The following is a 23,488-nucleotide window of genomic DNA, read 5'->3' as shown; positions in this document are numbered from 1 at the left end:
TATTTTGCTGTTTTAAATGCTAAATTAAGGTATCATACCTTACTTATTATTTAGGCAAATCAAGTAATTCACCTATTTTAATTACAACGAATTTAATCTCTTTTGCTCAAATTGCAAGAGAAAAATGGACGATAAAGTGATTTTAACCCGATATTTAACCAAAGAAATTTTTAAAAGCCAGATTGCGATTTTGTTTATTTTGCTGCTGATCTTTTTCTGTCAGCAATTAGTTCGCGTACTGGGTTCTGCCGCAAACGGTAAAGTGCCGGCGGATTTAGTCTTTTCTTTACTCGGCTTAGGTATGCCGACCATGGCACAGCTCATGTTGCCACTCTGTTTATTCATTGCCATTTTGCTGACGCTGGGGCGTTTGTATGCAGAAAGTGAAATTACCGTGATGCGTGCCTGCGGTGTGGGACAGCCAATTTTAGTCAAAGTTGTACTGCTGCTTTCCTTATTAACGTCAGGTGTGGCGGCTTACAACGCACTTTGGTTGACACCTTGGGCGATTCACAAACAGACAGAAATTGTGGAAGATGCCAAAGCCAATCCGAATGTAGGCGCATTGTCCGCCGGGCAATTCGTTAGTGCCAATAACAGCGATTTCGTGCTGTTCATCGATGATATTCAAAATAATCAAATCAATAATGTTTATGTGTTCCAAACGCAACCGCACGGACAAAGCAAGCCGTCGGTGATCGTGGCGGAAAAAGGCGAATTAAAGGCGCTACCGAACGGCGATCAAGTGCTGAATCTGCAAAACAGCGAACGCTTTGAAGGCACGGCGGCGCTGCCGGATTTTCGCATTACCCATTTCGATGAATATCAGGCGTATTTAGGGCATAAAGCGGTGCATGATGATTCTGCCGAAGCGGAAGAGTTAAGCTTAAGTCAGTTGTTAAACGCCAAAACACCGGCGGCGAAAACCGAACTTCACTGGCGCTTAACCTTAATCCTCGCCGTGCCGATTATGGCGTTGCTTGCCGTGCCGCTAAGCCGCGTGAATCCGCGCCAGGGGCGTTTCGCCAAAGTGTTGCCAGCATTGTTGTTGTATTTAATTTATTTCTTATTACAAAGCTCGTTAAAATCCGCCGGCGGGGCAGGTAAATTGGATGCGGGGTTATTTATACCGTTGGTCAATATTGTCTTTTTCTTGCTGGCGATTTTCCTGAATAGCTGGGATAGCGCATTTATGTATCGCATTCGTTATTCGTTCAATAAAAAAGCGGTAACACAGGGATAACTCGATGAATACATTAGAACGATATATCGGTAAAAGTATTTTAGGCACGATCTTCGCCACCTTGTTAATGTTGGTGGGGTTGTCCGCCATCATTAAATTCGTGGAACAGTTCCGCAGTGTCGGCAAAGGCACTTATGATATTTTGCAAGCCGTCGCTTATACCGTGCTGACCATGCCGAAAGACGTGGAAACCTTCTTCCCTATGGCGGCGTTGCTTGGCGCGCTGATTGCCTTGGGTAATCTTGCCAGCCGCAGTGAACTGGTGGTGATGCAATCTTCCGGCTTTTCCCGTATGCGTATCGGTTTTGCAGTGATGAAAACCACGATTCCGTTAGTGCTACTCACCATGGTGATCGGCGAGTGGGGCATTCCGCAAACGGAACAATTCGCCCGTGATATGCGCTCCAAAGCCATTTCCGGCGGTTCGATGCTATCGGTGAAAAACGGCATTTGGGCAAAAGACGGCAACAATTTCGTGTATGTGCGTCGTATTACCGATGACGTGGAATTAAATGATATTTATATTTACACCTTTAACGAGCAGCGTCAGCTGGAGAAGCTCAAACACGCTAACCGTGCAACCTTTAACAGCGGTAAATGGACATTACAGCAAGTCAACGAATCGCGTATTCAGCCGGAGAACATTCAAACCACCAATCGTTTAAACGAAGAATGGCAAACCAATTTAACGCCCGATAAACTTGGCGTGGCATCGTTACGCCCAACGTCTTTATCTATTTCCGGTTTATCCAATTACATTACTTTCTTAAGAGAAACGGGGCAGGATTCCAAAAATTTCGAGCTGACCTATTGGCGTAAATTATTCCAGCCGATTTCGGTGGGCGTCATGATGATGCTGGCGCTGTCCTTTATTTTCGGACCGTTGCGCAGCGTGACCGCAGGCGCCCGTATCCTTATCGGGATTTGTTTCGGCTTCCTGTTTTATGTGGTGAATGAATTATTCGGTAAATTCAGCCTGGTTTATAACACCACGCCGCTTATCGGCGCATTGATGCCGAGTGTAATGTTCCTGATCATCACCTGGTGGTTGTTGGCGCGACGACGTAATTAGGCAAAAGTGCGGTCATAAAAAATGCTGTTTTTAAAGCCCGTGATACATCGCGGGCTTTTGTTTTGCACATTAATTCAATTCATAAAATGAATGAAATATTTGAAATTGACACATATTCCTTTTCGCTTTAATTTGAATCAACATATCCGACCGATGAAAACACGAGGCGACTTTATGAGTTACGCAAAAGAAATTGATAATCTAAACCAACACTTAGCCGATTTAAACGGTAAAATTAATGTCTCTTTTGAATTTTTCCCGCCGAAAAATGAAAAAATGGAAAATCTTCTGTGGGAATCCATCCATCGCTTAAAAGCGTTAAAACCGAAATTTGTGTCCGTGACTTACGGCGCCAATTCCGGTGAGCGTGAACGTACTCACTGCGTGGTGAAACGTATTAAACAGGAAACCGGTCTGGAAGCTGCGCCGCATTTAACCGGTATTGACGCTAGCTCGGACGAATTGCGTCGCATCGCCAAAGGTTATTGGGATAGCGGCATTCGTCGCATTGTGGCACTGCGCGGTGACGAACCGAAAGGCTACGAGAAAAAGCCATTTTATGCCGCCGATTTAGTGGCATTGCTACGTGACGTGGCAAATTTTGATATTTCCGTGGCGGCGTACCCTGAAGTTCATCCGGAAGCCAAATCGGCGCAAGCGGATCTAATTAATTTAAAACGTAAAATTGATGCCGGTGCTAATCATGTGATCACACAATTCTTCTTTGATATTGACAGCTATCTGCGATTCCGCGATCGCTGCGCGTCTATCGGTATTGATGCAGAAATCGTGCCGGGGATTCTACCGGTGACCAACTTTAAACAATTACAAAAAATGGTAGTAATCACCAACGTGAAAATTCCAGCTTGGATGAGCAAAATGTACGAAGGCCTGGATCATGACCAAACCACCCGCAATCTGGTGGCGGCGAGCATCGCCATGGACATGGTGCGCGTGTTGTCCCGCGAAGGAGTAAAAGATTTCCATTTCTACACCCTGAATCGCAGCGAACTCACCTATGCCATTTGCCACACGTTAGGTATTCGCCCCGGTTTGTAAATAAAAAAAACACAAAAAGAAATAACCGCACTTTGATCTCTATCCCAAGTGTTTTTATCAACTTGCTCACATGTCTCACAAGGTGCGCGCCATCAGGAACTGCTATACTCACCGCATTATCTTCTATCAACACCAACGAAGAGGCTGACTATGCTCAATAAAGACACCCAACTCTGTATGTCCCTGTCCGGTCGTCCCGGCAATTTCGGTACGCAATTCCATAATTACCTCTATCAAAAACTCGGTTTGAATTTCATTTATAAAGCCTTTACCACCAACGACATCGAACACGCGGTGAAAGGCGTACGGGCGCTGGGAATTCGCGGTTGTGCGGTATCCATGCCGTTCAAAGAAAGTTGCATGCCGTTTTTAGATGAAATCTCCCCTTCCGCGCAAGCCATCGAATCGGTAAATACCATCGTCAACGATAACGGATTTTTACGCGCCTACAACACCGACTACATCGCCATCGTAAAACTTATCGATAAATATCAACTGGATAAAAACGATTCCGTGATCGTGCACGGCAGTGGCGGTATGGCAAAAGCGGTGGTTGCCGCCTTTAAAAATTCGGGTTTTGAGAACGTCAAAATCTTCGCCCGTAACGAAAAAACAGGCAATTATTTAGCCGCACTTTATGGCTACGACTACATCAATTCCCTCGACAACCAAAACGCCGACATTCTCATTAACGTCACCCCCATCGGCATGGCGCTAAAGAAGTATTCGATCTCGCCTTCCCAGAAACCATGATCCGCCACGCCAAAACCGCCTTTGATGTCGTCGCCCAACCCGCCGACACGCCATTAATCAAAACCGCCCAAGCACTCGGCAAACAAACCATTTCCGGCGCCGAAGTCATCGTCTTACAAGCCGTCGAACAATTCGAACTCTACACCGGCAAACGACCAAACGAAGAACTTATCGCCGAAGCCGCGGAATATGCAAGAAAGAACGCGTAAAGTGCGGTGGGTTTTTGGGGTGTTTTACAATATTGATAATTTATTGATAGCGCGTGCCCCGACGCGTGCTGAAACAAGAAATAAGGCACGCGTCGGGAAACCACAGCTATCAGGGATAAAATGGGGCCCCATCTGAGCCGCCCGAGCGATTTGCAATTTTTAGGAAATTTTCGCTTTGTTTGAGCGTAGCGAGTTCGAAAATTTTCGTTAAGAAAATTGCAAGTGAGCGAGGACAAGCGGTGAAGCTGGGGTGCACTTTTCTTCGCTTACTTTCTTTTATGCAAGTAAAAGAAAGTAAGGCGCCCATCGGGCGAAACCCGATAACAACCTAACAAATCCTTGGCAACGGCTCATTCACCGGCAAATCCAATAACCGTGACTGCCCGAAACTGCCCAACAATCTCACCTTTTTATCGGTAGTCACTTCGCCGATAACTGCGGCATTTTTCCCTAATTCGTGGGTGTGAAGTGCGGTCAGAATTTCAGGTGTTTTTTCAGGGGCGGCGATGATGACCAGCTTGCCCTCGTTGGCAAAATTCAGCGCTTCTAAGCCGAGTAGCTCGCAAATGCCGCGCACTTCAGGGCGAAGCGGCAGGTCTTCTTCGTTGATTTGCATACCTAATTGTTGGGCGGCGGCGAATTCGTGCAGCACCGCGTTCACCCCGCCACGGGTGGCGTCGCGGACGGCTTTCACGCCCTCAATAGGGCGCAATAAATCAATGAGCGGGGCAAGAACGGCGCAGTCGCTTTGCAGATCGGTCTGAATGCCGAGGCTTTCGCGCAAGTTCAAAATAGTGGCGCCGTGCTCGCCGATGGTGCCGCTGGCGATGATGTTATCGCCCGCTTCAATGCGGTGCATTCCCCAATCGATACCTCGCGGGATCACGCCGATGCCGCTGGTGTTAATGAAAACTTTATCCACCGCACCTTTTTGCACCACTTTGGTGTCGCCCGTCACCACTTGCACACCGGTAGCTTTGCAGGCTTGCGCCATGGCTTGAATGATCTCTTTCAACGCTGCCAACGGCAAGCCTTCCTCCAAAATAAAGCCGCAGGAAAGGTATTTGGGAATGGCGCCGCATACCGCCACATCATTTAATGTGCCGCACACGGCGAGCTTGCCGATGTTGCCGCCGGGGAAGAAAATCGGGTCAATGACGAAACTGTCGGTGCTGAAAGACAGCTGTTCACCCTGCGCCATCAATTCCGCCAAGGGCAAACGGGCTTGATCCTCCCCTTGGGCGAGAATCGGGTTGTCAAAGGCTCCGACGAAATAATCCTGAATCAACTTTTGCATTGCCGCGCCGCCGTTGCCGTGCGCCATGGTAATAAAATCTGTCATTACTCTCTCCGATATTGATAATAGGCGGCGCACGCCCCTTCCGAAGACACCATTAAGGCGCCGTAGGCGTTATCCGGGTTGCATTGGGCGCCGAATAACGGGCAATCGCAAGGTTTACATTTGCCGGTGAGCACATCGCCGCAGCGGGAATTGGGGTCGTCCGCCACCTGTTGCGGGTGGCTGTGGAAATAAACTTCCGCGTCAAAGCGCTTGTACGCGTCGGTGAGTTCCACGCCCGATTCTTCGATTTCGCCCAAACCGCGCCATTCGCTGGATTTTTTCAATTGGAACACTTCACGCATGGCGCGTTGCGCCAGCAGGTTGCCTTCGGAATGCACGATACGTTTATATTGGTTTTCGATTTCACAACGTCCGTCCACAAATTGCTGCACCAACATCACGATGGCTTGCAGAAGATCCAGCGGCTCAAAGCCCGTAATCACAAAAGGCTTGTGGTATTTATCCACAATGGATTGATAAGGCGAGGCGCCGATCACCATGCTCACATGACCGGGTGCAATGAAGCCGTCGATTTTCACATAATCTTGCGAAAGCAGACTGTGCAGCGTAGGGATAATGGTGATGTTTTGGCACACCACCCAGAAATTTTGCAGATTCAGTTTGTTCGCCTGTTGAAGGGTCACCGCCGCGCTCGGCATGGTGGTTTCAAAACCGAGGGAGAAAAATACCACCTTTTTTTCGGGATTGTTCACGGCGATATTCAGCGCGTCCAACGGCGAATACACGATCCGCACATCGGCACCTTTGGCTTTTGACTCCAGCAAAGAACCGCGCCGTCCTTTCACCCGCATGGCGTCGCCAAAGGTGCAGAAAATCACATTGGGCTTTTGCGCGATTTCAATGCACACATCAATGCGCCCCATGGGCAACACACACACCGGACAACCCGGACCATGAATAAACTCAATGCTTTTCGGCAACAGACGATCCAAACCGAATTTAAAAATCGTATGAGTATGACCGCCACAGACTTCCATAAGATACAACGGGTTTTCCGGCGTAAAGTGCGGTAGTTTTTCCATGAGTTTTTGCAAACGCTCCACCAAACTTTTCGCCAGTTTGGGATCACGAAATTCATCAATGAATTGCATCACAGCCTCCTGACTACGCAAGAATACTAGGCGTTTTGTAACCAGTTCAGCCAGTCTTTTAAGCCTTCGCCCGTAGTGGCGGAAAGTTGAATCACCTCAATTTGCGGGTTCACCTGTTTGGCGTAGGCGATACATTTTTCCACGTCGAAATTAAGATAAGGCAACAAGTCGATTTTATTTAAAATCATGAGTTTGGACGCGGCAAACATGTGCGGGTATTTCAGCGGTTTATCTTCGCCCTCGGTGACGGACAAAATCACCACTTTGGCTTTTTCGCCCAAATCAAATTCCGACGGGCAAACCAAATTGCCGACATTTTCGATGAACAAAAGGCTGTGTTGTTTCGGTTCCAGTTTGAACAGCGCGTCATTGATCATTTGTGCGTCCAAATGGCAGCCTTTGCCGGTGTTCACCTGAATCGCCGACACGCCAGTAGCGCGAATGCGATCGGCGTCGTTTTCCGTTTGTTGATCGCCCTCAATCACATAACAAGTGCGGTCATTTTTCAGCGCGTTTAACGTGGTGGTAAGCAAGGTGGTTTTGCCGGAACCCGGGCTGGACACCAAATTTAGCACCAAAATGTGCTGTTGTTGGAAAAGAAAACGGTTGTGTGTCGCGATTTGATTATTTTTACCCAACACGTCCTGCTCTACTTTCAACAGGCGTTTTTGCGTGTCCGATGTCTCGGTCGGTTGCTGCGCCGAGTGAAATTTGAAATGAGAAAAGTCCGGATTTTTGGCCGCACTTTGCGCGGTCTCTTGGCTATCATGATGGTGAGAATGAGCAACCTCGCCGATTCTGACCTGTTCGGGATGCCCGCAACCACAAGTCGTACACATATTATTCCCCCTGATTTATCGCGATAAGATAAGAATGTCATTAGGATAGCACAACGCCCGCACGGGATTTTGATTGAGATCATAAAGTCAAAACTTCGTCCGCCAATTGTGCGGTAAAGCCGTGGTGATGGGACGCCACCAGCATGGGCAATGACAACTCGCGTAAAAGTGCGGTCAGTTTTTCGGTATTTTTGCTATCCAAGCCGTTGGTCGGTTCATCTAACAGTAACATTTTCGGCTGCATCGCCAACACGCCCGCCAACGCGGTGAAATTTTTTTCGCCGCCGGACAGGGTATGCACCGTGCGGTCTTGCAAATGGGCGATGCCCAAGCGTTCCAGTTGCTGCCGTGCGACAGCATACGCCTGCTGGCGCGGCAAGCCTTGATTTAACGGACCGAACGCCACATCGTCCAACACCGTCGGACCGAACAACTGATCGTCGGAGTGCTGAAAACAAAAGCCCACCGTGCCACGAAAAGGGGCAAAATCCCGTTCTTCCCGACAAAGCTGCCCGAACAGGCGAATCTCCCCTCGCGCCACAGGAACAAAGCCCAACAAAGCCAGTAATAATGTGGTTTTCCCCGTGCCGATTTCACCTTGGATAAAAAAACGCTGCCCCACGTCAAGTTGAAAGGACAGATTATCAATAATCCGCCGTTCGCCCCGCTTAATTTGCAATCCGTTGACTTGTAAAACCGTCATTTTTCCTCGCTTAGCGTTTGTTGTTCGCCGAAGCGAAAACCGCGACATTTCAGCGCGATTTGTGCCGTTTCCGCTTTTAACAGAGCATGAACCAGCAACAGTGCCACCCGTTGCGCGGTGACATACAGGGTGCGGCGATTCAGCCCGGCGCGATACCCGCGCGCGCGCATTGCCAGATCCATTTTTTGCCGTAATTCGCCCAACAGCGCAATGTAACGCACGGTCAATACAAAAAGCCAAATCAGCTTCGGCGGCAACGGCAGTTTGCCTATTGCCTGCACCAACACCGAGTCATTCATTTTCCACAACAACAGCCACAAGGAAAACAGCAATAAATTCATGCGTAACGTGATTAACAATGCCGTTTCCATGCCTTCGGGATTCAGCTCCATGCCCTCGGTGCCGATACGCCAGCTTAACGTCAACCAAAGCAACAACGTGAAGCCATTTAACGCCAGCCAGCGTTTTATATAGGGGAAATAAGGTTCTGCGTTGCCGTAAATGAATGCCGCCAACAGCACCAACGCCGCGCCGTTCAGCCATAGCAACAAAAGCGGTTGTTGCAACGCGCTGATCACCAAGCCCCACAGAAACAGATAAATCAGACGCAAATGTGGCGCACAAAAGTGCGGTGCAAAAAAACGGCGAAAAATAGCCTTCATTGCGCCTACCGTTTGCTGTAACCAACGGTTTTTTGCGAAGCGGCAACAGGTTGCAGTGCGACGGGATACATTTTGCCGAGCAAGGAAATCACACCGTAGCTGATAATGCCGTCCAATACAAATACCGGCAAATGGGACAGCAACAATAGGGCGATTAAATCCTGATAATGTTTACCGCCGTCCAACGCCAAAACGAAAGATGCCAACGCGCCCGCGCCCCCTACGCCGATGACGCCGACACCCACGCCGGTGAGTAATTTCGCCATGCTTCCCATGTCAGGCTGCAAATAGCCGCGCAATAAATAATACGCCGCCATTGCCGGCAGCGCCATCACACACAAATTCACGCCTAACACGGCAAACCCGCCGAAGGAGAAAAACAGCACCTGCAACAATAAGGCGATGAGAAAAGCAGGAAACACCGCCCAACCGAGAAATAATCCCGCTATGCCGTTTAAAATCAAGTGTACGCTGCCGATGCCTACCGGCACATGAATGGTGCCGGCGACAAAAAAAGCGGCGGCAAACAGCGCCGTTAACGGCAAACGTTCGTTATCCAGGCGGTGCAGCCCCACCGCTACACCGACCACTGCCAAAGCCACTCCCGCCAACAGCACCGGCGTATGCAACACGCCTTCCGATAAATGCATTATTGATGTCCTTTTCTTAACTTACGGGCTTTTAGCCAAGCGGCAATACCCGCAATTCCCACAATGTAACCGATTCCGCCTAAAATATCGTGCAGATAAATTTTATCGCGCAACTGTGCAATGTCGCCGCGCAGCAACAGCAGGCTTTCATCACCGATTTGTGTTGTTGCGCCAGCATTCGTCGTAATTCTGTCCGCCACGACCGTCGCTCGATGCCCTTCCTCGCCTTCCACGACCACTTTCAACGCGATATTCGGATCCGCTTTTAACGGTAGACGAAAATAGCCTTCATTGTCGGTTTTGCCCATGAGCAACGGCTGATTTTCCCCTTGACGCCACACCTCCACATAGGTTTCGGCGGCGGGGGTCATGTCGGAATAATAGGATTTTCCCGTCACGGCTTGCCCGTCATACTGGGCAAACACGTAAAGGGCGTGCGCCATGGCATAAGGCGCAACACAGAAGCCTAAAAGTGCGGTCAAAAAATACGGCGTTTTTTTCATTACGCCCTACTCCGCCTCAAAGGTCAGCATATATTCCACCAAACGGCGATCGTAATCAGGGTTGTCTTTCACGTTTTCCGCAAATTCCGCCCACACTTTGTTGTTGCCTTTTTGCGGTGTAAATTCGGCAATGCCATTTTCATTGGTTAAATTGAACGGTGCGTCTTCACCCAATCCTACTTTAATGTCTTTCACCGGCTTGCCGTTGTGTAACACCAAAATCGGTAGCGGTTTACCCGCTTGCGCTTTTTCCTGCGGCACCAGTTCATATTTCATGCCATGGGCTTTCAACGCCTGCGCGTCCCAACGCAACAACGCTTTGCCGAACTTCACTGGGTTCACAGCAAATTCCGCCGTCGGTTCTTGTTGTTTGCTTTTTTCCACATATTTACCGTTTGGCAGCTTCGACCAAATGCCGTTATCGAAACGGACAAATACTTGTGAGGCATTGTCGACATTGAGATAGGCTTCGCCTTGTTTGAATTGATGGGTTGCGTTAGTGAGGTTGCCGTTGCTATCCAGCAATTTAACGGCTTTTAGTTTGTGTTCCGGGTAAATTTCCGTTTGTTCATGACCGAATTTCACCACATATTGCCCGGCGGAATTTGCCTCCTTGACGGGTTCCAGCCATATGTTGTGAGCGTTAGCGACGGATGCCACGAAAAGTGCGGTCAACATGGCGGTTGTTTTTTTGAATTTCATGTGATCTCTCCTTTTATCATTATCAATTAAAATTTGCTACCATAATAAAATATGAAGTAACTTTAGAATCAAGTTTTTTTTGAGAAAAAACGGGAAAAATGAGAGAGATAAGTGTGTGGATAATTAGGTTTCCGCGTACGGCAAAAGCGTACGCGGCAACAATGCAGAGCGAAAATAAAGCGTTAATTCAACTCCGTCAACATGGCGACAACCATGGCGGACGATTGTTTGGCGGCGAGCGGTAGAAATTCTTCAAAAGACATATTGGCTTTGCCGTCGCCCGCATCGGAAATGGCGCGCACCACCACGAACGGCACATTAAAAGCGTGACACACTTGCGCAATGGCGGTGGCTTCCATTTCTACCGCAATAACGTTTGGGAAATCCTGTTTAATCTGCACCAAACGTTCTCCGCCTTGAATAAAGCTGTCGCCGGAACAAATCAAACCGCGTTTTACCTGTTGCCCAAGTTGTTTTGCGGTACGTTCCGCCAGTTCGACCAAACGGGCGTCAGAAACAAAAGTGACAGGGCATGCGGGCAGCTGTCCTTTGGCATAACCGAAGGCGGTCACATCGGCATCGTGGTATTGGGTTTCGGTGGATACAATCACATCGCCGACGTGCAATCCCTCCGCCACACCACCGGCGGAACCGGTGTTAATCACCAGGTTCGGCTTAGCAAGTTGCAATAAAGCGGCGGTGCCCATGGCAGCAGCGACTTTGCCAATACCCGATTGCAGCAAGGCAACATTTTTGCCGTGAATTTTGCCTTCATAAATCGTACCGGAAGCCAATTTTGTGACGTTTTTATCGTTCATTAACCCAACCAAAATTTCCACTTCCTGCGCCATAGCGCCGACAATACCAATTTTCATGTTTATCCTTGCGTTATTATTTTTTGTTTACTAAAAAATCCAACACGGCGAGCGCATAATCATCGTTATACAGCGTGCTGGCAGTCAAAACGTATTTGCCGTTGATAATCACATAAGGGAAGGTGAACACGCCGTACTCTTCCGTCATCAGCACGGCATCATTCACTTGTTGGTGAATCTGATCGGAATGATACATTTCCAAGAAGCTATCGCGATCAATGCCTTGTTTTTGTAGCCAATGTACCAGATTTTCCATGCGAGATAATTTGATATAACGCTGCCGTTCCGAGGTTTCAAACAGTAATGCGGAAGACAGATGTTCCGCCTTTAAGGCTTGTAAACTGAAGAAAACACCGGCAGTGAAACGTGCTTTGTTAGTAGCGACGGGGAATTCTTCCAACACTACACGGTCGCGGTTGATTTGTGTGTAAAGTTCTAAAATATCTTGTGCGGAGGAACAAACACGGCAATCATAATCAAAAAAGAACTGAATGATAACGCGGTGATCATTGCGGGCAGGCATGGCGATAGGATATTCGTAAGAGAAATAATCTTTGCCATCTTCAAATTCCGGGCTTTCTTCATCAAGCAAAACAGCAGGATCAGGCGCAACGGATTCGTCGCCGGCTTGTGCCGCAGCGAACCCACCTACGCATAATAGCATGATAAACAATCCGACCCGCAACATGGCTGACTCTAATTCTCTAAAGGTTCAATATAATCAATTAATAACTGAATATCCCGATTGCCGCGAAATTCATTAATGTCTAACTTATATACCAGTTTTGCTGTTTTTATTGATAAATCAGGATAATAGCGCGTATCCACATTAAACGCGATAGCATCCATCAATGGTCCGCCCAGTTTGGGTTCCACCACCATTTTTAAATGTTTTTCCCCTACCAAGCGCTGTTGCAGGATTTTAAACTCGCCGTCAAATGAAGGTTCAGGGAAGGCTTGCCCCCAAGGGCCGGCAGATTTTAAACGCTCCGCTGTATTCAGATTCAGCTCATTCACGCTCAGTTCGCCATCCGTCCAAATACTGCCTTGGAGTTGTTCCTGCGCCAACAGTTCACTGACCGTCTCGTTAAAAATGAGTTGGAAATCGGCAAAATAGTTTTCACTAATGCTTAAGCCCGCCGCCATTGCATGACCACCGAATTTTAAAATTAAATCCGGGTGTTGCGAATAAACCCGTTCCAGCGCATCACGAATGTGCAATCCCGGAATGGAGCGTGCGGAACCTTTTAAAATACCATCGTGATCCTGCGCAAAGGCAATCACCGGGCGGTGAAATTGGTCTTTAATACGCGACGCCACGATACCCAGTACACCTTGATGCCAATCTGCCTGATACAGCACGATGGAATGTGGCAGTTGGTTTTCAAGTGCGGTGAGATTTTGGCATATTTTTAAGGCTTCCAGCTTCATGCCCTGTTCGATTTCTTTGCGCGCCTGATTTAAGCCGTCTAATTCTAACGCCAAGATTCGGGCGTTTTCCATGTCTTCCGCCAGCAATAATTCAACGCCTATGGACATATTGTCCAAACGCCCCGCTGCATTTAATCGCGGTGCAATAGAAAAACCCAAATCCGATGCGGAAAACCCCGCTAAATCCCGTTTTGCCACTTCCGCCAAGGCACGGATGCCGCAACGGCAACGCTGCGCTTTAATGCGCGCCAAACCCTGATACACCAGAATGCGATTGTTTTGATCCAACGGCACTACATCAGACACCGTACCTAACGCCACCAAATCCAGCAGTTCGGTGAAATTCGGCTGATTTTTGGCGTCAAACATGCCCAATTCACGAAATTTCGCCCGCAAAGCAAGCATAAGATAAAACGCCACGCCCACACCGGCGAGATTTTTCGACGGAAAACCGCAATGGGCAAGATTCGGATTGATGATGGCATCAGCACTCGGTAAGCTTTCCGGCGGCAAATGATGGTCAGTGACGATAACATTCACGCCCTGGTCTTTTAGAAACGCCACGCCTTCATGGGAAGACACACCGTTATCCACTGTGATGAGCAGTTCAACATCCAACGCCAATGCCTCTTGCGCCACCGCAACACTTAAACCGTAACCTTGCTCGAAGCGATTCGGTACCAAATAAGCGACGTTGGCAAAACCGAGCTGACGCAATGCCAACACCGACAATGCCGTGCTTGTCGCGCCGTCCGCGTCAAAATCGCCGACGATAACAATTTTTTGCTGTTTTTCATAGGTTTCCCGCAGAAGCTCCACCGCCGCATCTAAGCCGGACATCAAATTCGGGTTGTGAATGGAAGCTAAAGTGCGGTCTAATTGGCAAGCGTTTTTAATGTGCCGAGAACGATAGAGACGATCCAGGAGCTGATCGTCACAGAGTTTATTACCTGCCGGCACTTCACGGCGTAAGATTTGTTTTTGCACAGCTGATCTTTATTATCCTTCTAACGCCGCAAATAAATCCGCAGGTTTCAGATAACCACCAATAACCTCGCCTTCACTGGTAATGATAGTCGGCGTTCCGTTTACACCAAATTGAACGCCAAGCAGATAATGTTTTCTCACCACATTCGGGGTCTTTAATTCTTTTGGAAGATTGCCTTTTTCCGCTTCATTTAAGGCGAATGTCGGGTCTTTTGCGGTAAAAATCGCTTCCATTTGCCCTGCCGTTTGACTCTCCATACCTGCACGCGGGAACGCCAAATAACGTACGGTAATGCCTAAATCGTTATATTCTTTCACTTGCTGATGTAACAAATGGCAGTAATGGCAGGTAATATCCATGAATACAGTAATGACGTGTTTTTCATTTTTCGCCGGATATACAATCATTTCATTTTTCAGCGCATTTAATTTATCCAGCAACACTTTATTAGTGACGTTGCTAATGCCTTTATCGGTTAATTTGTAGATTTTGCCTTGTAATAAGTATTCGCCGTCTTCGCTTGCGTAAAAAATGCCTTGGTCGCTCACGACAGTTTTCAAACCTTTAATCGGTGAAGTTTGAATATCAATATCTTTCACGCCAAGTTTTTCCAATTTACTTTTCAGTGCAACATCATTTGCCGTTACACTCATAGATATAGCCAAAAGAGAAAGCGTAGTAATAATTTTCTTCATTTCTGTTGTTCCTAAATAAGTGAAAGTGAGCGTGAATTATAAAAGTAATTGGCGCGTTATGCAAAATTCACAGAATTTCACAGTTGGAGTTTCGTTCGCTCTACCCAATTCCCGCAAAATCCCTTATAATCCCGCACTTACTTTATTCCTTTATTACATCATTATCATCATGTTTGAAATTAATCCTATCAAAAATAAAATCACCGATTTAACCGACCGCACTTCCGTGCTTCGGGGGTATCTTTGACTTCGACGCCAAAGTGGAGCGTTTAGAGGAAGTCAACGCCGAACTGGAACAGCCTGACGTGTGGAATGACGCAGACAAAGCGCAGGCGCTCGGCAAAGAACGTGTTTCTTTAGTACAGGTGGTGAACACCATCAAAAATCTGAAACAAGGCTTGGAAGATGTGGACGGGTTGTTGGAACTTGCCGTGGAAGCGGAAGACGAAGACACCTTCAACGAAGCCGTTGCCGAACTCGATGAACTTGAACAACAACTCGAAAAATTAGAATTCCGCCGTATGTTCAGCGGTGAACACGACGCCTGCGATTGCTATGTGGATTTGCAAGCCGGCTCCGGCGGTACGGAAGCGCAAGACTGGACGGAAATGTTGTTGCGCATGTATTTGCGTTGGGCGGAAAGCAAAGGCTTCAAAACCGAATTAATGGAAGTTTCCGACGGCGATGTGGCGGGGTTAAAATCCGCCACCATCAAAGTGAGCGGCGAATACGCCTTCGGTTGGTTACGTACCGAAACCGGCATTCACCGTTTGGTGCGCAAAAGCCCGTTCGATTCCAATAACCGTCGCCACACTTCGTTCAGCGCCGCCTTTGTGTATCCTGAAATCGACGACGACATTGACATCGAAATCAATCCGGCGGACTTGCGTATCGACGTCTATCGCGCGTCCGGCGCGGGCGGTCAGCACGTAAACAAAACCGAAAGTGCGGTGCGAATTACCCATATGCCAAGCGGTATTGTGGTGCAATGCCAAAACGACCGTTCCCAACACAAAAATAAAGACCAGGCAATGAAGCAGTTGAAAGCGAAGTTGTACGAGCTGGAATTGCAAAAGAAAAACGCCGACAAACAAGCCATGGAAGACAATAAATCCGACATCGGCTGGGGTAGCCAAATTCGTTCTTATGTGTTGGACGATTCCCGCATTAAAGATTTACGCACCGGCGTGGAAAACCGCAATACACAAGCGGTGTTAGACGGCGATTTGGATCGTTTTATTGAAGCGAGTTTGAAAGCGGGATTGTAAATAACACTTTCCTTCCCCTGCTTGCGGGGGACAAAACACAATGTGTTTTGAGCGTTGGCTTTGCCAACGACCCAGAAGGGGCGAGCATAGCGAGTAACGTGTCCCGAAGGGACGGAAGGGGGCAAACAAAATCCCCCCTCAGCCTTCGGCAGCTCCCCCCGTAAACGGGTGGAGCCAAGAAATTATTAATTTTAAGAAAGGTAAACAAAAATGTCAGAACAAGAAGTCAAAGAATTAGACCTGAACGGCGAAATGTTGGTACGTCGTGAAAAATTAGCCGCCTTGCGCGCCAAAGGCAATGCCTTCCCGAACCAATTCCGTCGTGATGCGCTTGCACAGGATTTGCACGATAAATACGATGCCGAAGATGGCGAAACATTAAAAGAAAAACACATTGAAGTTGCCATTGCCGGACGTATCATGACCCGCCGTGCCATGGGCAAAGCCACCTTTATCACCATTCAGGATATGAGCGGTAAAATCCAGCTTTATGTAGCACGCGATAACTTGCCTGAAGGTGTGTATAAAGACGATGTGGGTCACTGGGATTTGGGCGATATTGTGGGCATTAAAGGCGCTTTGTTCAAAACCAAAACCAATGAACTCACCGTAAAAGCCACTGAAATTCAATTATTAACCAAAGCCCTTCGTCCGTTGCCGGACAAATTCCACGGCTTAACCGACCAGGAAGTGCGCTATCGCCAACGTTATTTGGATTTAATTTCTAACGAAGAATCCCGCCGCACTTTCATTATTCGTTCCAAAGTGGTGGCCGGCATTCGTGAATATTTCCTTTCCAAAGGTTTCATGGAAGTGGAAACCCCAATGTTGCAAGTGATTCCGGGTGGCGCAGCGGCACGTCCGTTCGTCACGCACCATAATGCCTTAGACGTGGATATGTACCTGCGTATCGCTCCTGAACTTTACTTAAAACGTTTAGTGGTGGGCGGTTTTGAACGCGTATTCGAACTGAACCGCAACTTCCGTAACGAAGGCGTTTCCGTGCGTCACAACCCGGAATTCACCATGTTGGAATACTACCAAGCCTACGCTGATTACCACGATTTAATGGACAACACCGAAGAATTATTGCGTAAACTTGCCCTTGATATTTTAGGCACGACGATCGTGAAATACGGCGATTTAGAATTTGATTTCGGCAAACCGTTCGAACGAATCACCTTACACGACGCCACCATTAAATACGGCGCCGAAAAAGGCATTGTGAAAGAAGATTTATACGACTTCGACCGCGCCAAAGCCACCGCAGAACGCTTAGGCATCGAAGTACAAAAATCCTGGGGCTTAGGCAGCATTGTGAACGCCATCTTTGAAGAGGTGGCAGAACATCACTTAATTCAGCCGACCTTCTTAATGGCACATCCGGCAGAGATTTCACCGCTCGCCCGTCGTAATGATGAAAACCCGGAAGTCACCGACCGTTTTGAACTCTTCATCGGCGGTCGTGAAATCGGCAACGGTTTCTCAGAATTAAACGACGCCGAAGACCAAAACGACCGCTTCGACGCACAAGTCGCCGCCAAAGAAGCCGGTGATGACGAAGCTATGTTTAAAGACGAAGACTTCGTGGTCGCACTTGAACACGGCTTACCGCCGACTGCCGGCGAAGGCCTAGGCATCGACCGCCTGGCAATGCTCTACGCCAACGCGCCGTCTATCCGTGATGTGATTTTATTCCCGGCAATGCGGCAGAAGTAATAACCTTGGTAAAAAGTGATGATCTGAAAAGATCATCGCTTTTTCTGTAGTTCGCAAACCTCCTACATAAAAAAACTAGGTATCACATGACATTTCAACTTTTCCTTTCAAAACACATTTGTGATCACCGATTGAATTTTATTCGGGCGGCAATGCCTAAATAACGATTAACCGAATTAATGGGCTTACTATGTTTAAAGTTTCTAAAGAATTTAGCTTTGATATGGCGCATCTGTTGGATGGGCATGATGGGAAGTGTCAGAATTTGCACGGGCACACCTATAAATTACAGGTAGAAGTGCGTGGGAATTTATATCAGGAAAGCGCAAAACAAGGCATGGTTATTGATTTCAGCGATTTAAAGAAAACAGTGAATCACGCCATTCTGGAACCCATGGATCACGCCTTTATTTACGATCAAACCAGTGAACGGGAAAGCAAAATCGCCGCCCTATTGCAACAGCTTGATTCCAAAACCTTCGGCGTCCCTTTTCGTACTACGGCGGAACAATTGGCTCAATTTATTTTTAATCAATTGAAATATCAGAATAACCTTCCCGTTTCCGCCGTTCGCCTATGGGAAACGCCTACCTCATTTTGCGAATATGGGGAATAAGTGCGGTGCAAAATAGCAGTGTTTTTATGCCTTCTTACAACATCGTTGAGATTTTTGAAAGCCTGCAAGGCGAAGGTTTTAACACCGGTATGCCGTGCATTTTCGTGCGCTTCGGCAAGTGCAATCTCGCCTGTCCTTGGTGTGATACCAATTATAATCAATTCGAACGCATGACCTTGGCGCAAGTGATGGAAGAAGTGCGGTCGTTTTCTTCAAAGAATATTATCATCACCGGCGGCGAACCGACGATTGTTGCAAATATTGAAATCCTGCTTGAACAAATGAAATCGGAAGGTTATTTTCTCGCCATTGAAACCAATGGACTGAAACCGATCCCACCTCAAATTGATTACATCGCCACCAGCCCCAAACGTTTATACCGCCATAAATATGAACAACGTTGTACTGATTTTGCCCATGAAGTTCGTATCGTTGCAGATGAAAACATTATGGCATTTTGTGAACTTATTGAAGACAGAATCTGCGCCGAGCGCTATTACCTTTCTCCTTGCGAAATTAACGGCAAAATGAATTTGCTGGAAACCATCACCCAACTTGGGCAATTAAATCAACGCGCAAACAAACCAAAATGGTTATTAAGTGTGCAAACACATAAATTAATTGGCATTGAATAAACTTTTTTAACAAAATAAGCAGATTTTGCTTGATCGTTATATATTAATTTGTATAATGAGGCTGTTTTTATTTAAGATGGTCGTCATTCTTAAACACAGTGGCCGGTGCAAACAACTCCCCCACGTCTTTACCAAAAGATCTTCGCACCGGTCATTTTTTTCTTCTTATTCCTCTCCAAAGCCATTATCATTACGCCATTCCTTTCTTCACTCAAAGAATAGTTATGCAAAATTTAGCGCTGGAAAATATGCTTAATCAAAAACTCAACAGCCACCTTATTAATGATTACGCGCCTAACGGATTACAAGTGGAAGGCAAACCCGAAGTCAAAAAAATCATTACCGGCGTGACCGCAAGCCAAGCCTTAATTGACTACGCCATTGCGCAAAAAGCCGACGCGCTGCTCGTTCACCACGGTTATTTTTGGAAAAGCGAAAATCCTTGCATTCGCGGCATGAAAGGCAGACGTATTAAGGCATTGCTGGTAAATGACATCAATTTATACGGCTACCATCTGCCGCTGGATGTTCACCCCGAACTGGGCAATAACGTTCAACTCGCCCAATTGCTTGATATTGAGAACCTCCAACCGCTGGAACAAAGCAATGTCAGCATTCCTGTTTGGGGAACATTAAAAACCCCGCTCAGCGCCGAACAATTTGCCCAACGCATTGAACAAACACTCGCCCGCAAGCCGTTAATTTGCACGGAAAACGGACCGCACTTTATTCGTAAAGTCGGCATTTGCACCGGCGGCGGACAGAGTTATATCGATCTTGCCGCCGCACAAGGTTGTGACGCATTTATTACCGGTGAAGTTTCAGAACAAACCATCCATTCTGCCAGAGAACAAGGGATTCATTTCTTCGCCGCCGGTCATCACGCCACCGAACGTTACGGGGTGAAAGCACTAGGCGAATGGCTGGCAAAGGAATATGGTTTTGAAGTGGAATTTAAGGATATGGATAACCCGGCGTAAAAATCTGCGAGGCGGATCGCAAAAACAACACGCAACAACTCAATAAGTTAGTGAACGATGGTGCGTTTATTGAAATCATGTTAGAAAAATCGGAGAATGTTGATGAAACATTATAAAAGCGAAGCAAATGCAGCGATTCATTCGCTAATGATAGATATTCATCAAAGCGGATTAATCAGTAAAAAAACTATGCAAAAATTTGATAAACAGTGTTTAACCGAAATAAAACCGCTTGCACCGGAAGACATATCATATCCGCGTAAAAGAACAGTTATCGCAAATGGTGTTTGCCCATTATTTAAATGTAAGTAAAAATCTGGTTTCCGATTGGGAACGCGGTATCAAAAAACCCAGCGGCGCCGCATTAAAACTGCTAACACTGGTCCAACATAAAGGCATTGAAGCCATTGCGTAATTGCTCAATCCTCTTGAAACAAGTATAATCTCGCCAATTTTTTCACTAAAACAAATAGGAATAACTATGGGTTTCTTAACAGGTAAACGTATTTTAGTCACTGGCCTCGCCAGCAATCGTTCTATCGCTTACGGCATTGCGAAAGCGATGAAAGAACAGGGTGCGGAATTGGCTTTCACTTATTTAAATGAAAAATTACAACCGCGCGTAGAAGAATTTGCCAAAGAATTCGGTGCGAACATCGTACTTCCATTAGACGTTGCCACTGATGAAAGCATCCAAAACTGTTTTGCGGAATTAAGCAAACACTGGGATAAATTTGACGGTTTCGTGCACGCCATTGCATTCGCACCGGGCGATCAACTCGATGGTGATTATGTGAACGCGGCAACCCGTGAAGGTTACCGCATTGCTCACGACATTAGCGCTTACAGCTTCGTGGCAATGGCGCAAGCGGCTCGCCCTTATTTGAATCCGAATGCGGCATTACTCACCCTTTCTTATTTAGGTGCAGAACGTGCGATTCCGAACTACAACGTTATGTGTTTAGCCAAAGCCTCTCTTGAAGCGGCAACCCGCGTAATGGCGGCGGATTTAGGCAAAGACGGCATTCGTGTGAACGCCATTTCTGCAGGTCCGATTCGCACCTTAGCGGCTTCCGGCATTAAAAACTTCAAGAAAATGCTTTCCGCTTTCGAGAAAACCGCCGCGTTACGCCGCACCGTAACCATTGAAGATGTGGGTAACTCCGCCGCATTCTTATGCTCCGATTTAGCTTCCGGCATCACCGGCGAAATCGTCCACGTGGATGCCGGTTTCAGCATCACCGCCATGGGCGAATTAGGCGAAGAATAATTTTTTCTTCCTTATTTATCGGCAGGTTTTTTAACCTGCCTTTTTAGTTTTTACACCACTTATGAGATGTTATGTTTCAAGATAATCCCCTACTCGCCCAATTAAAACAACAAATTCACGACAGCAAAGAACGCGTGGAAGGCACAGTGAAAAGCACCGACAAGGCTTACGGTTTTCTAGAATGTGATAAAAAAAGCTATTTTATTGCGCCGCCGGCAATGAAAAAAGTGATGCACGGCGACAAAATCACCGCCACCATTGAAAAACAGGGCGACAAAGAACAAGCGGAACCGGAAACCCTGCTCGAACCCATGCTCACCCGTTTCATCGCTAAAGTGCGGTTCAATAAAGACAAGAAATTACAGGTATTGGTAGATCACCCGAACATCAATCAACCCATTGGTGCCGCGCAAAACAAATCCGTAAAAGAAGAATTGCAGGAAGGCGATTGGGTGGTGGCAACACTGAAAACCCATCCGCTGCGTGATGATCGTTTTTTCTATGCGCAAATCACTCAATTCATTTGCCGCGCCGATGATGAGCTAGCGCCTTGGTGGGTGACCCTTGCCCGTCACGAGCAACCACGAGAGCCTGTTCAGGGGCAAGATCAATACGAAATGCAGGATGAAGAAATGCGCGAAAATCTGACCGCACTTCACTTCGTCACCATCGACTCGGAAACCACGCAGGACATGGATGATGCCTTGTATATCGAGCCGTTAACCTCCAATGGTGAACAAACCGGCTGGCAATTGGTTGTGGCGATTGCCGATCCGACGGCTTACATCAGCTTGGATTCGCAAATCGAGAAAGATGCCAAACAGCGCTGTTTCACCAATTATCTGCCGGGCTTCAACATTCCTATGTTGCCACGTGAACTCTCCGATGAGCTTTGTTCCTTAAAACCAAACGAAACCCGTCCGGCATTGGCTTGTTATATTCAAACTGATTTACAGGGCAATATCGTCGCGCCGGCAAAATTTGTGTTAGCGAATGTGCAATCGAAAGCAAAATTGGCTTATAGTTGGGTTTCCAATTATTTAGAAGGCAAAGAAAATGCCTGGCAACCGGAAAACCCGGAAACGGCACAGCAAATTCATTGGTTACATCAATTTACCCTCGCCAGAACACAATGGCGCAAAACCCATGCGCTATTATTCAAAGAAAAACCGGATTATTCTTTCGTGTTGGGGGAAAACGGCAAGGTGCAGGAAATTAAGGCGGAATATCGTCGTATTGCCAACCAGATCGTGGAAGAATCCATGATTATCGCCAATATTTGCGCCGCTCAATTTTTACAGGAAAACCTGCAATGTGGCATTTTCAACACACACAGTGGGTTCGACAAAAAATTCCTGGAAAACGCCCATCATTTTCTGCTAGCCAATTTAGCGAACGACGAAAACAAAGCGGAATTACAAGCCCGCTATGCCGTAGAGCATTTAGCAACGCTAAACGGCTACTGCCAAATGCGTCACGATATTGAACCGATTGAAGGGGATTATTTGGAATTCCGCCTGCGTCGATTCTTAACGTTTGCCGAATTTAAAGCGGAATTGGCACCGCACTTTGGGCTGGGATTGAACGGTTACGCCACTTGGACGTCACCGATTCGGAAATATTCCGACATGGTGAACCACCGTCTGATTAAAGCTTATTTAGCCAATCGCCCTTATGAAAAACCGGAAGAAAGCGTGCTGGTGCGCTTGCAAGAAGCACGTCGCCAAAATCGTCTGGTGGAACGTGACATTGCCGATTGGCTATATTGTCGTTATCTTACGGATAAAGTTGCCGAAAATGCGGAATTTGAAGCGGAAGTACAAGATGTTACCCGTGGCGGTTTGCGTGTTTTATTGTTGGCAAATGGCGCATCCATGTTTATTCCTGCCTCAACCTTGCACGACAACAAAGAAGACATCGTCATCAATACCGAGGAAATCGCCTTTTATATCAAAGATCAACGCCTTTATAAGATCGGAGATATTTTACGCGTGCAACTCACAGAAGTGAAAGAAGCAACGCGTAGCATTGTGGGGATGGTCATCAAGTAAAAAGTGCGGTGATTCTTAAAGATGTTTTCAAAACACTCAAAAAAATCACCGCACTTTTGATCAAAAAAATCCTGCTTAACGTTATTTAAGCAGGATTATTTTTTTAGCGAA

General features: G+C 47.1%; 24 protein-coding genes, 1 pseudogene and 1 riboswitch. Of the genes and pseudogenes, 13 read left to right on the top strand and 12 right to left on the bottom strand.

The features are described from left to right. The first annotated feature begins 136 nt into the window (after positions 1-136). The 4 genes and pseudogenes from lptF (at position 137) to DK423_RS03880 (ending at position 4,336) form a co-directional block, all read left to right on the top strand. Complete coding sequence (gene lptF, locus DK423_RS03895; protein WP_218015650.1) at positions 137-1,243, top strand: LPS export ABC transporter permease LptF; 1,107 nt, start codon at positions 137-139, stop codon at positions 1,241-1,243. A gap of 4 nt (positions 1,244-1,247) precedes the next feature. Next, positions 1,248-2,315: an LPS export ABC transporter permease LptG gene (gene lptG / locus DK423_RS03890; protein WP_005557184.1), complete on the top strand. Its 1,068-nt coding sequence runs from the start codon at positions 1,248-1,250 to the stop codon at positions 2,313-2,315. 174 nt (positions 2,316-2,489) lie between these two features. Continuing rightward, the gene (metF, locus tag DK423_RS03885) at positions 2,490-3,374 is read left to right on the top strand and encodes a methylenetetrahydrofolate reductase (RefSeq protein WP_005557182.1); all 885 of its coding nucleotides are present in this window, start codon (positions 2,490-2,492) and stop codon (positions 3,372-3,374) included. 150 nt (positions 3,375-3,524) lie between these two features. After that, a pseudogene (locus DK423_RS03880) lies at positions 3,525-4,336 on the top strand (shikimate 5-dehydrogenase). 328 nt (positions 4,337-4,664) lie between these two features. Here DK423_RS03880 and hypE read toward each other — a convergent pair. The 12 genes from hypE to dsbC all read right to left on the bottom strand — a co-directional run bounded on the left by hypE (position 4,665) and on the right by dsbC (position 14,838). Next, a complete protein-coding gene (hypE, locus tag DK423_RS03870; RefSeq protein WP_005557176.1) occupies positions 4,665-5,678 on the bottom strand; it encodes a hydrogenase expression/formation protein HypE in 1,014 nt (337 codons plus the stop codon). Then, positions 5,678-6,790, bottom strand: a complete 1,113-nt coding sequence (gene hypD, locus DK423_RS03865; RefSeq protein ID WP_005557174.1) for a hydrogenase formation protein HypD — start codon at positions 6,788-6,790, stop codon at positions 5,678-5,680. The genes hypE and hypD overlap by 1 nt, the downstream gene beginning before the upstream one ends. A 26-nt stretch (positions 6,791-6,816) precedes the next feature. Continuing rightward, entirely contained in the window at positions 6,817-7,629 is an 813-nt protein-coding gene (gene hypB / locus DK423_RS03860) for a hydrogenase nickel incorporation protein HypB (protein ID WP_005557172.1), read from the bottom strand. Positions 7,630-7,708: 79 nt separating this feature from the next. Continuing rightward, the gene (locus DK423_RS03855; RefSeq protein WP_005557170.1) at positions 7,709-8,332 is read right to left on the bottom strand and encodes an energy-coupling factor ABC transporter ATP-binding protein; all 624 of its coding nucleotides are present in this window, start codon (positions 8,330-8,332) and stop codon (positions 7,709-7,711) included. Then, positions 8,329-8,994: a CbiQ family ECF transporter T component gene (locus DK423_RS03850; protein WP_005557167.1), complete on the bottom strand. Its 666-nt coding sequence runs from the start codon at positions 8,992-8,994 to the stop codon at positions 8,329-8,331. The genes DK423_RS03855 and DK423_RS03850 overlap by 4 nt, the downstream gene beginning before the upstream one ends. 5 nt (positions 8,995-8,999) lie before the next feature. Next, positions 9,000-9,644, bottom strand: coding sequence for a cobalt transporter CbiM (cbiM, locus tag DK423_RS03845; RefSeq protein ID WP_005557165.1), 645 nt, complete (start codon positions 9,642-9,644; stop codon positions 9,000-9,002). Next, a complete protein-coding gene (locus DK423_RS03840) occupies positions 9,644-10,147 on the bottom strand; it encodes a hypothetical protein (RefSeq protein ID WP_005557163.1) in 504 nt (167 codons plus the stop codon). Before DK423_RS03840 ends, cbiM begins: the two co-directional genes overlap by 1 nt. Positions 10,148-10,153: 6 nt before the next feature. After that, complete coding sequence (locus tag DK423_RS03835) at positions 10,154-10,849, bottom strand: DUF4198 domain-containing protein (protein WP_005557160.1); 696 nt, start codon at positions 10,847-10,849, stop codon at positions 10,154-10,156. A 182-nt stretch (positions 10,850-11,031) separates the two neighbouring features. After that, on the bottom strand, positions 11,032-11,724 hold the full coding sequence (locus DK423_RS03830) for a 5'-methylthioadenosine/adenosylhomocysteine nucleosidase (protein ID WP_005557159.1): 693 nt from the start codon (positions 11,722-11,724) through the stop codon (positions 11,032-11,034). Between the two features lie 16 nt (positions 11,725-11,740). Next, complete coding sequence (locus tag DK423_RS03825) at positions 11,741-12,412, bottom strand: thiol:disulfide interchange protein DsbA/DsbL (protein WP_032996647.1); 672 nt, start codon at positions 12,410-12,412, stop codon at positions 11,741-11,743. An 8-nt stretch (positions 12,413-12,420) separates the two neighbouring features. Continuing rightward, positions 12,421-14,142: a single-stranded-DNA-specific exonuclease RecJ gene (gene recJ, locus DK423_RS03820; protein WP_005557155.1), complete on the bottom strand. Its 1,722-nt coding sequence runs from the start codon at positions 14,140-14,142 to the stop codon at positions 12,421-12,423. A gap of 12 nt (positions 14,143-14,154) precedes the next feature. After that, a complete protein-coding gene (gene dsbC / locus DK423_RS03815; protein WP_005557153.1) occupies positions 14,155-14,838 on the bottom strand; it encodes a bifunctional protein-disulfide isomerase/oxidoreductase DsbC in 684 nt (227 codons plus the stop codon). A 169-nt stretch (positions 14,839-15,007) separates the two neighbouring features. On the opposite strand from dsbC, the gene prfB reads away from it, so the two are divergent. The 9 genes from prfB (at position 15,008) to rnb (ending at position 23,377) form a co-directional block, all read left to right on the top strand. Beyond that, a protein-coding gene (gene prfB / locus DK423_RS03805) for a peptide chain release factor 2 (RefSeq protein ID WP_187371776.1) occupies positions 15,008-16,106 on the top strand; the annotation gives its coding sequence in 2 pieces (ribosomal slippage) (positions 15,008-15,082 and positions 15,084-16,106; 1,098 coding nt in all). Between the two features lie 210 nt (positions 16,107-16,316). Next, positions 16,317-17,825: a lysine--tRNA ligase gene (gene lysS / locus DK423_RS03800; protein ID WP_005558990.1), complete on the top strand. Its 1,509-nt coding sequence runs from the start codon at positions 16,317-16,319 to the stop codon at positions 17,823-17,825. Positions 17,826-17,865: 40 nt separating this feature from the next. Further along, a riboswitch (PreQ1 riboswitch) is annotated at positions 17,866-17,910 on the top strand. A gap of 105 nt (positions 17,911-18,015) precedes the next feature. Beyond that, complete coding sequence (gene queD / locus DK423_RS03795; protein WP_005558989.1) at positions 18,016-18,441, top strand: 6-carboxytetrahydropterin synthase QueD; 426 nt, start codon at positions 18,016-18,018, stop codon at positions 18,439-18,441. A 26-nt stretch (positions 18,442-18,467) separates the two neighbouring features. Continuing rightward, positions 18,468-19,076 (top strand): 7-carboxy-7-deazaguanine synthase QueE, encoded by a 609-nt coding sequence (locus DK423_RS03790; RefSeq protein WP_269822091.1) that lies wholly within the window; start codon positions 18,468-18,470, stop codon positions 19,074-19,076. A gap of 224 nt (positions 19,077-19,300) precedes the next feature. Beyond that, positions 19,301-20,056, top strand: a complete 756-nt coding sequence (locus tag DK423_RS03785; RefSeq protein WP_005558985.1) for a Nif3-like dinuclear metal center hexameric protein — start codon at positions 19,301-19,303, stop codon at positions 20,054-20,056. Positions 20,057-20,158: 102 nt separating this feature from the next. Further along, the gene (locus DK423_RS03780) at positions 20,159-20,368 is read left to right on the top strand and encodes a hypothetical protein (protein ID WP_005558983.1); all 210 of its coding nucleotides are present in this window, start codon (positions 20,159-20,161) and stop codon (positions 20,366-20,368) included. After that, on the top strand, positions 20,337-20,471 hold the full coding sequence (locus DK423_RS11645) for a helix-turn-helix domain-containing protein (protein ID WP_005558981.1): 135 nt from the start codon (positions 20,337-20,339) through the stop codon (positions 20,469-20,471). Before DK423_RS03780 ends, DK423_RS11645 begins: the two co-directional genes overlap by 32 nt. A gap of 66 nt (positions 20,472-20,537) precedes the next feature. After that, the gene (locus DK423_RS03775; protein ID WP_005558978.1) at positions 20,538-21,326 is read left to right on the top strand and encodes an enoyl-ACP reductase FabI; all 789 of its coding nucleotides are present in this window, start codon (positions 20,538-20,540) and stop codon (positions 21,324-21,326) included. 71 nt (positions 21,327-21,397) lie between these two features. Next, on the top strand, positions 21,398-23,377 hold the full coding sequence (rnb, locus tag DK423_RS03770) for an exoribonuclease II (protein ID WP_061886468.1): 1,980 nt from the start codon (positions 21,398-21,400) through the stop codon (positions 23,375-23,377). Positions 23,378-23,488: the final 111 nt, after the last annotated feature.

The organism is Aggregatibacter actinomycetemcomitans (assembly GCF_003130205.1).
Classification (GTDB): domain Bacteria; phylum Pseudomonadota; class Gammaproteobacteria; order Enterobacterales; family Pasteurellaceae; genus Aggregatibacter; species Aggregatibacter actinomycetemcomitans_A.
The sequence above is the reverse complement of the archived record's forward strand: the minus strand, read 5'-3'. Positions and strand labels throughout refer to the sequence as shown.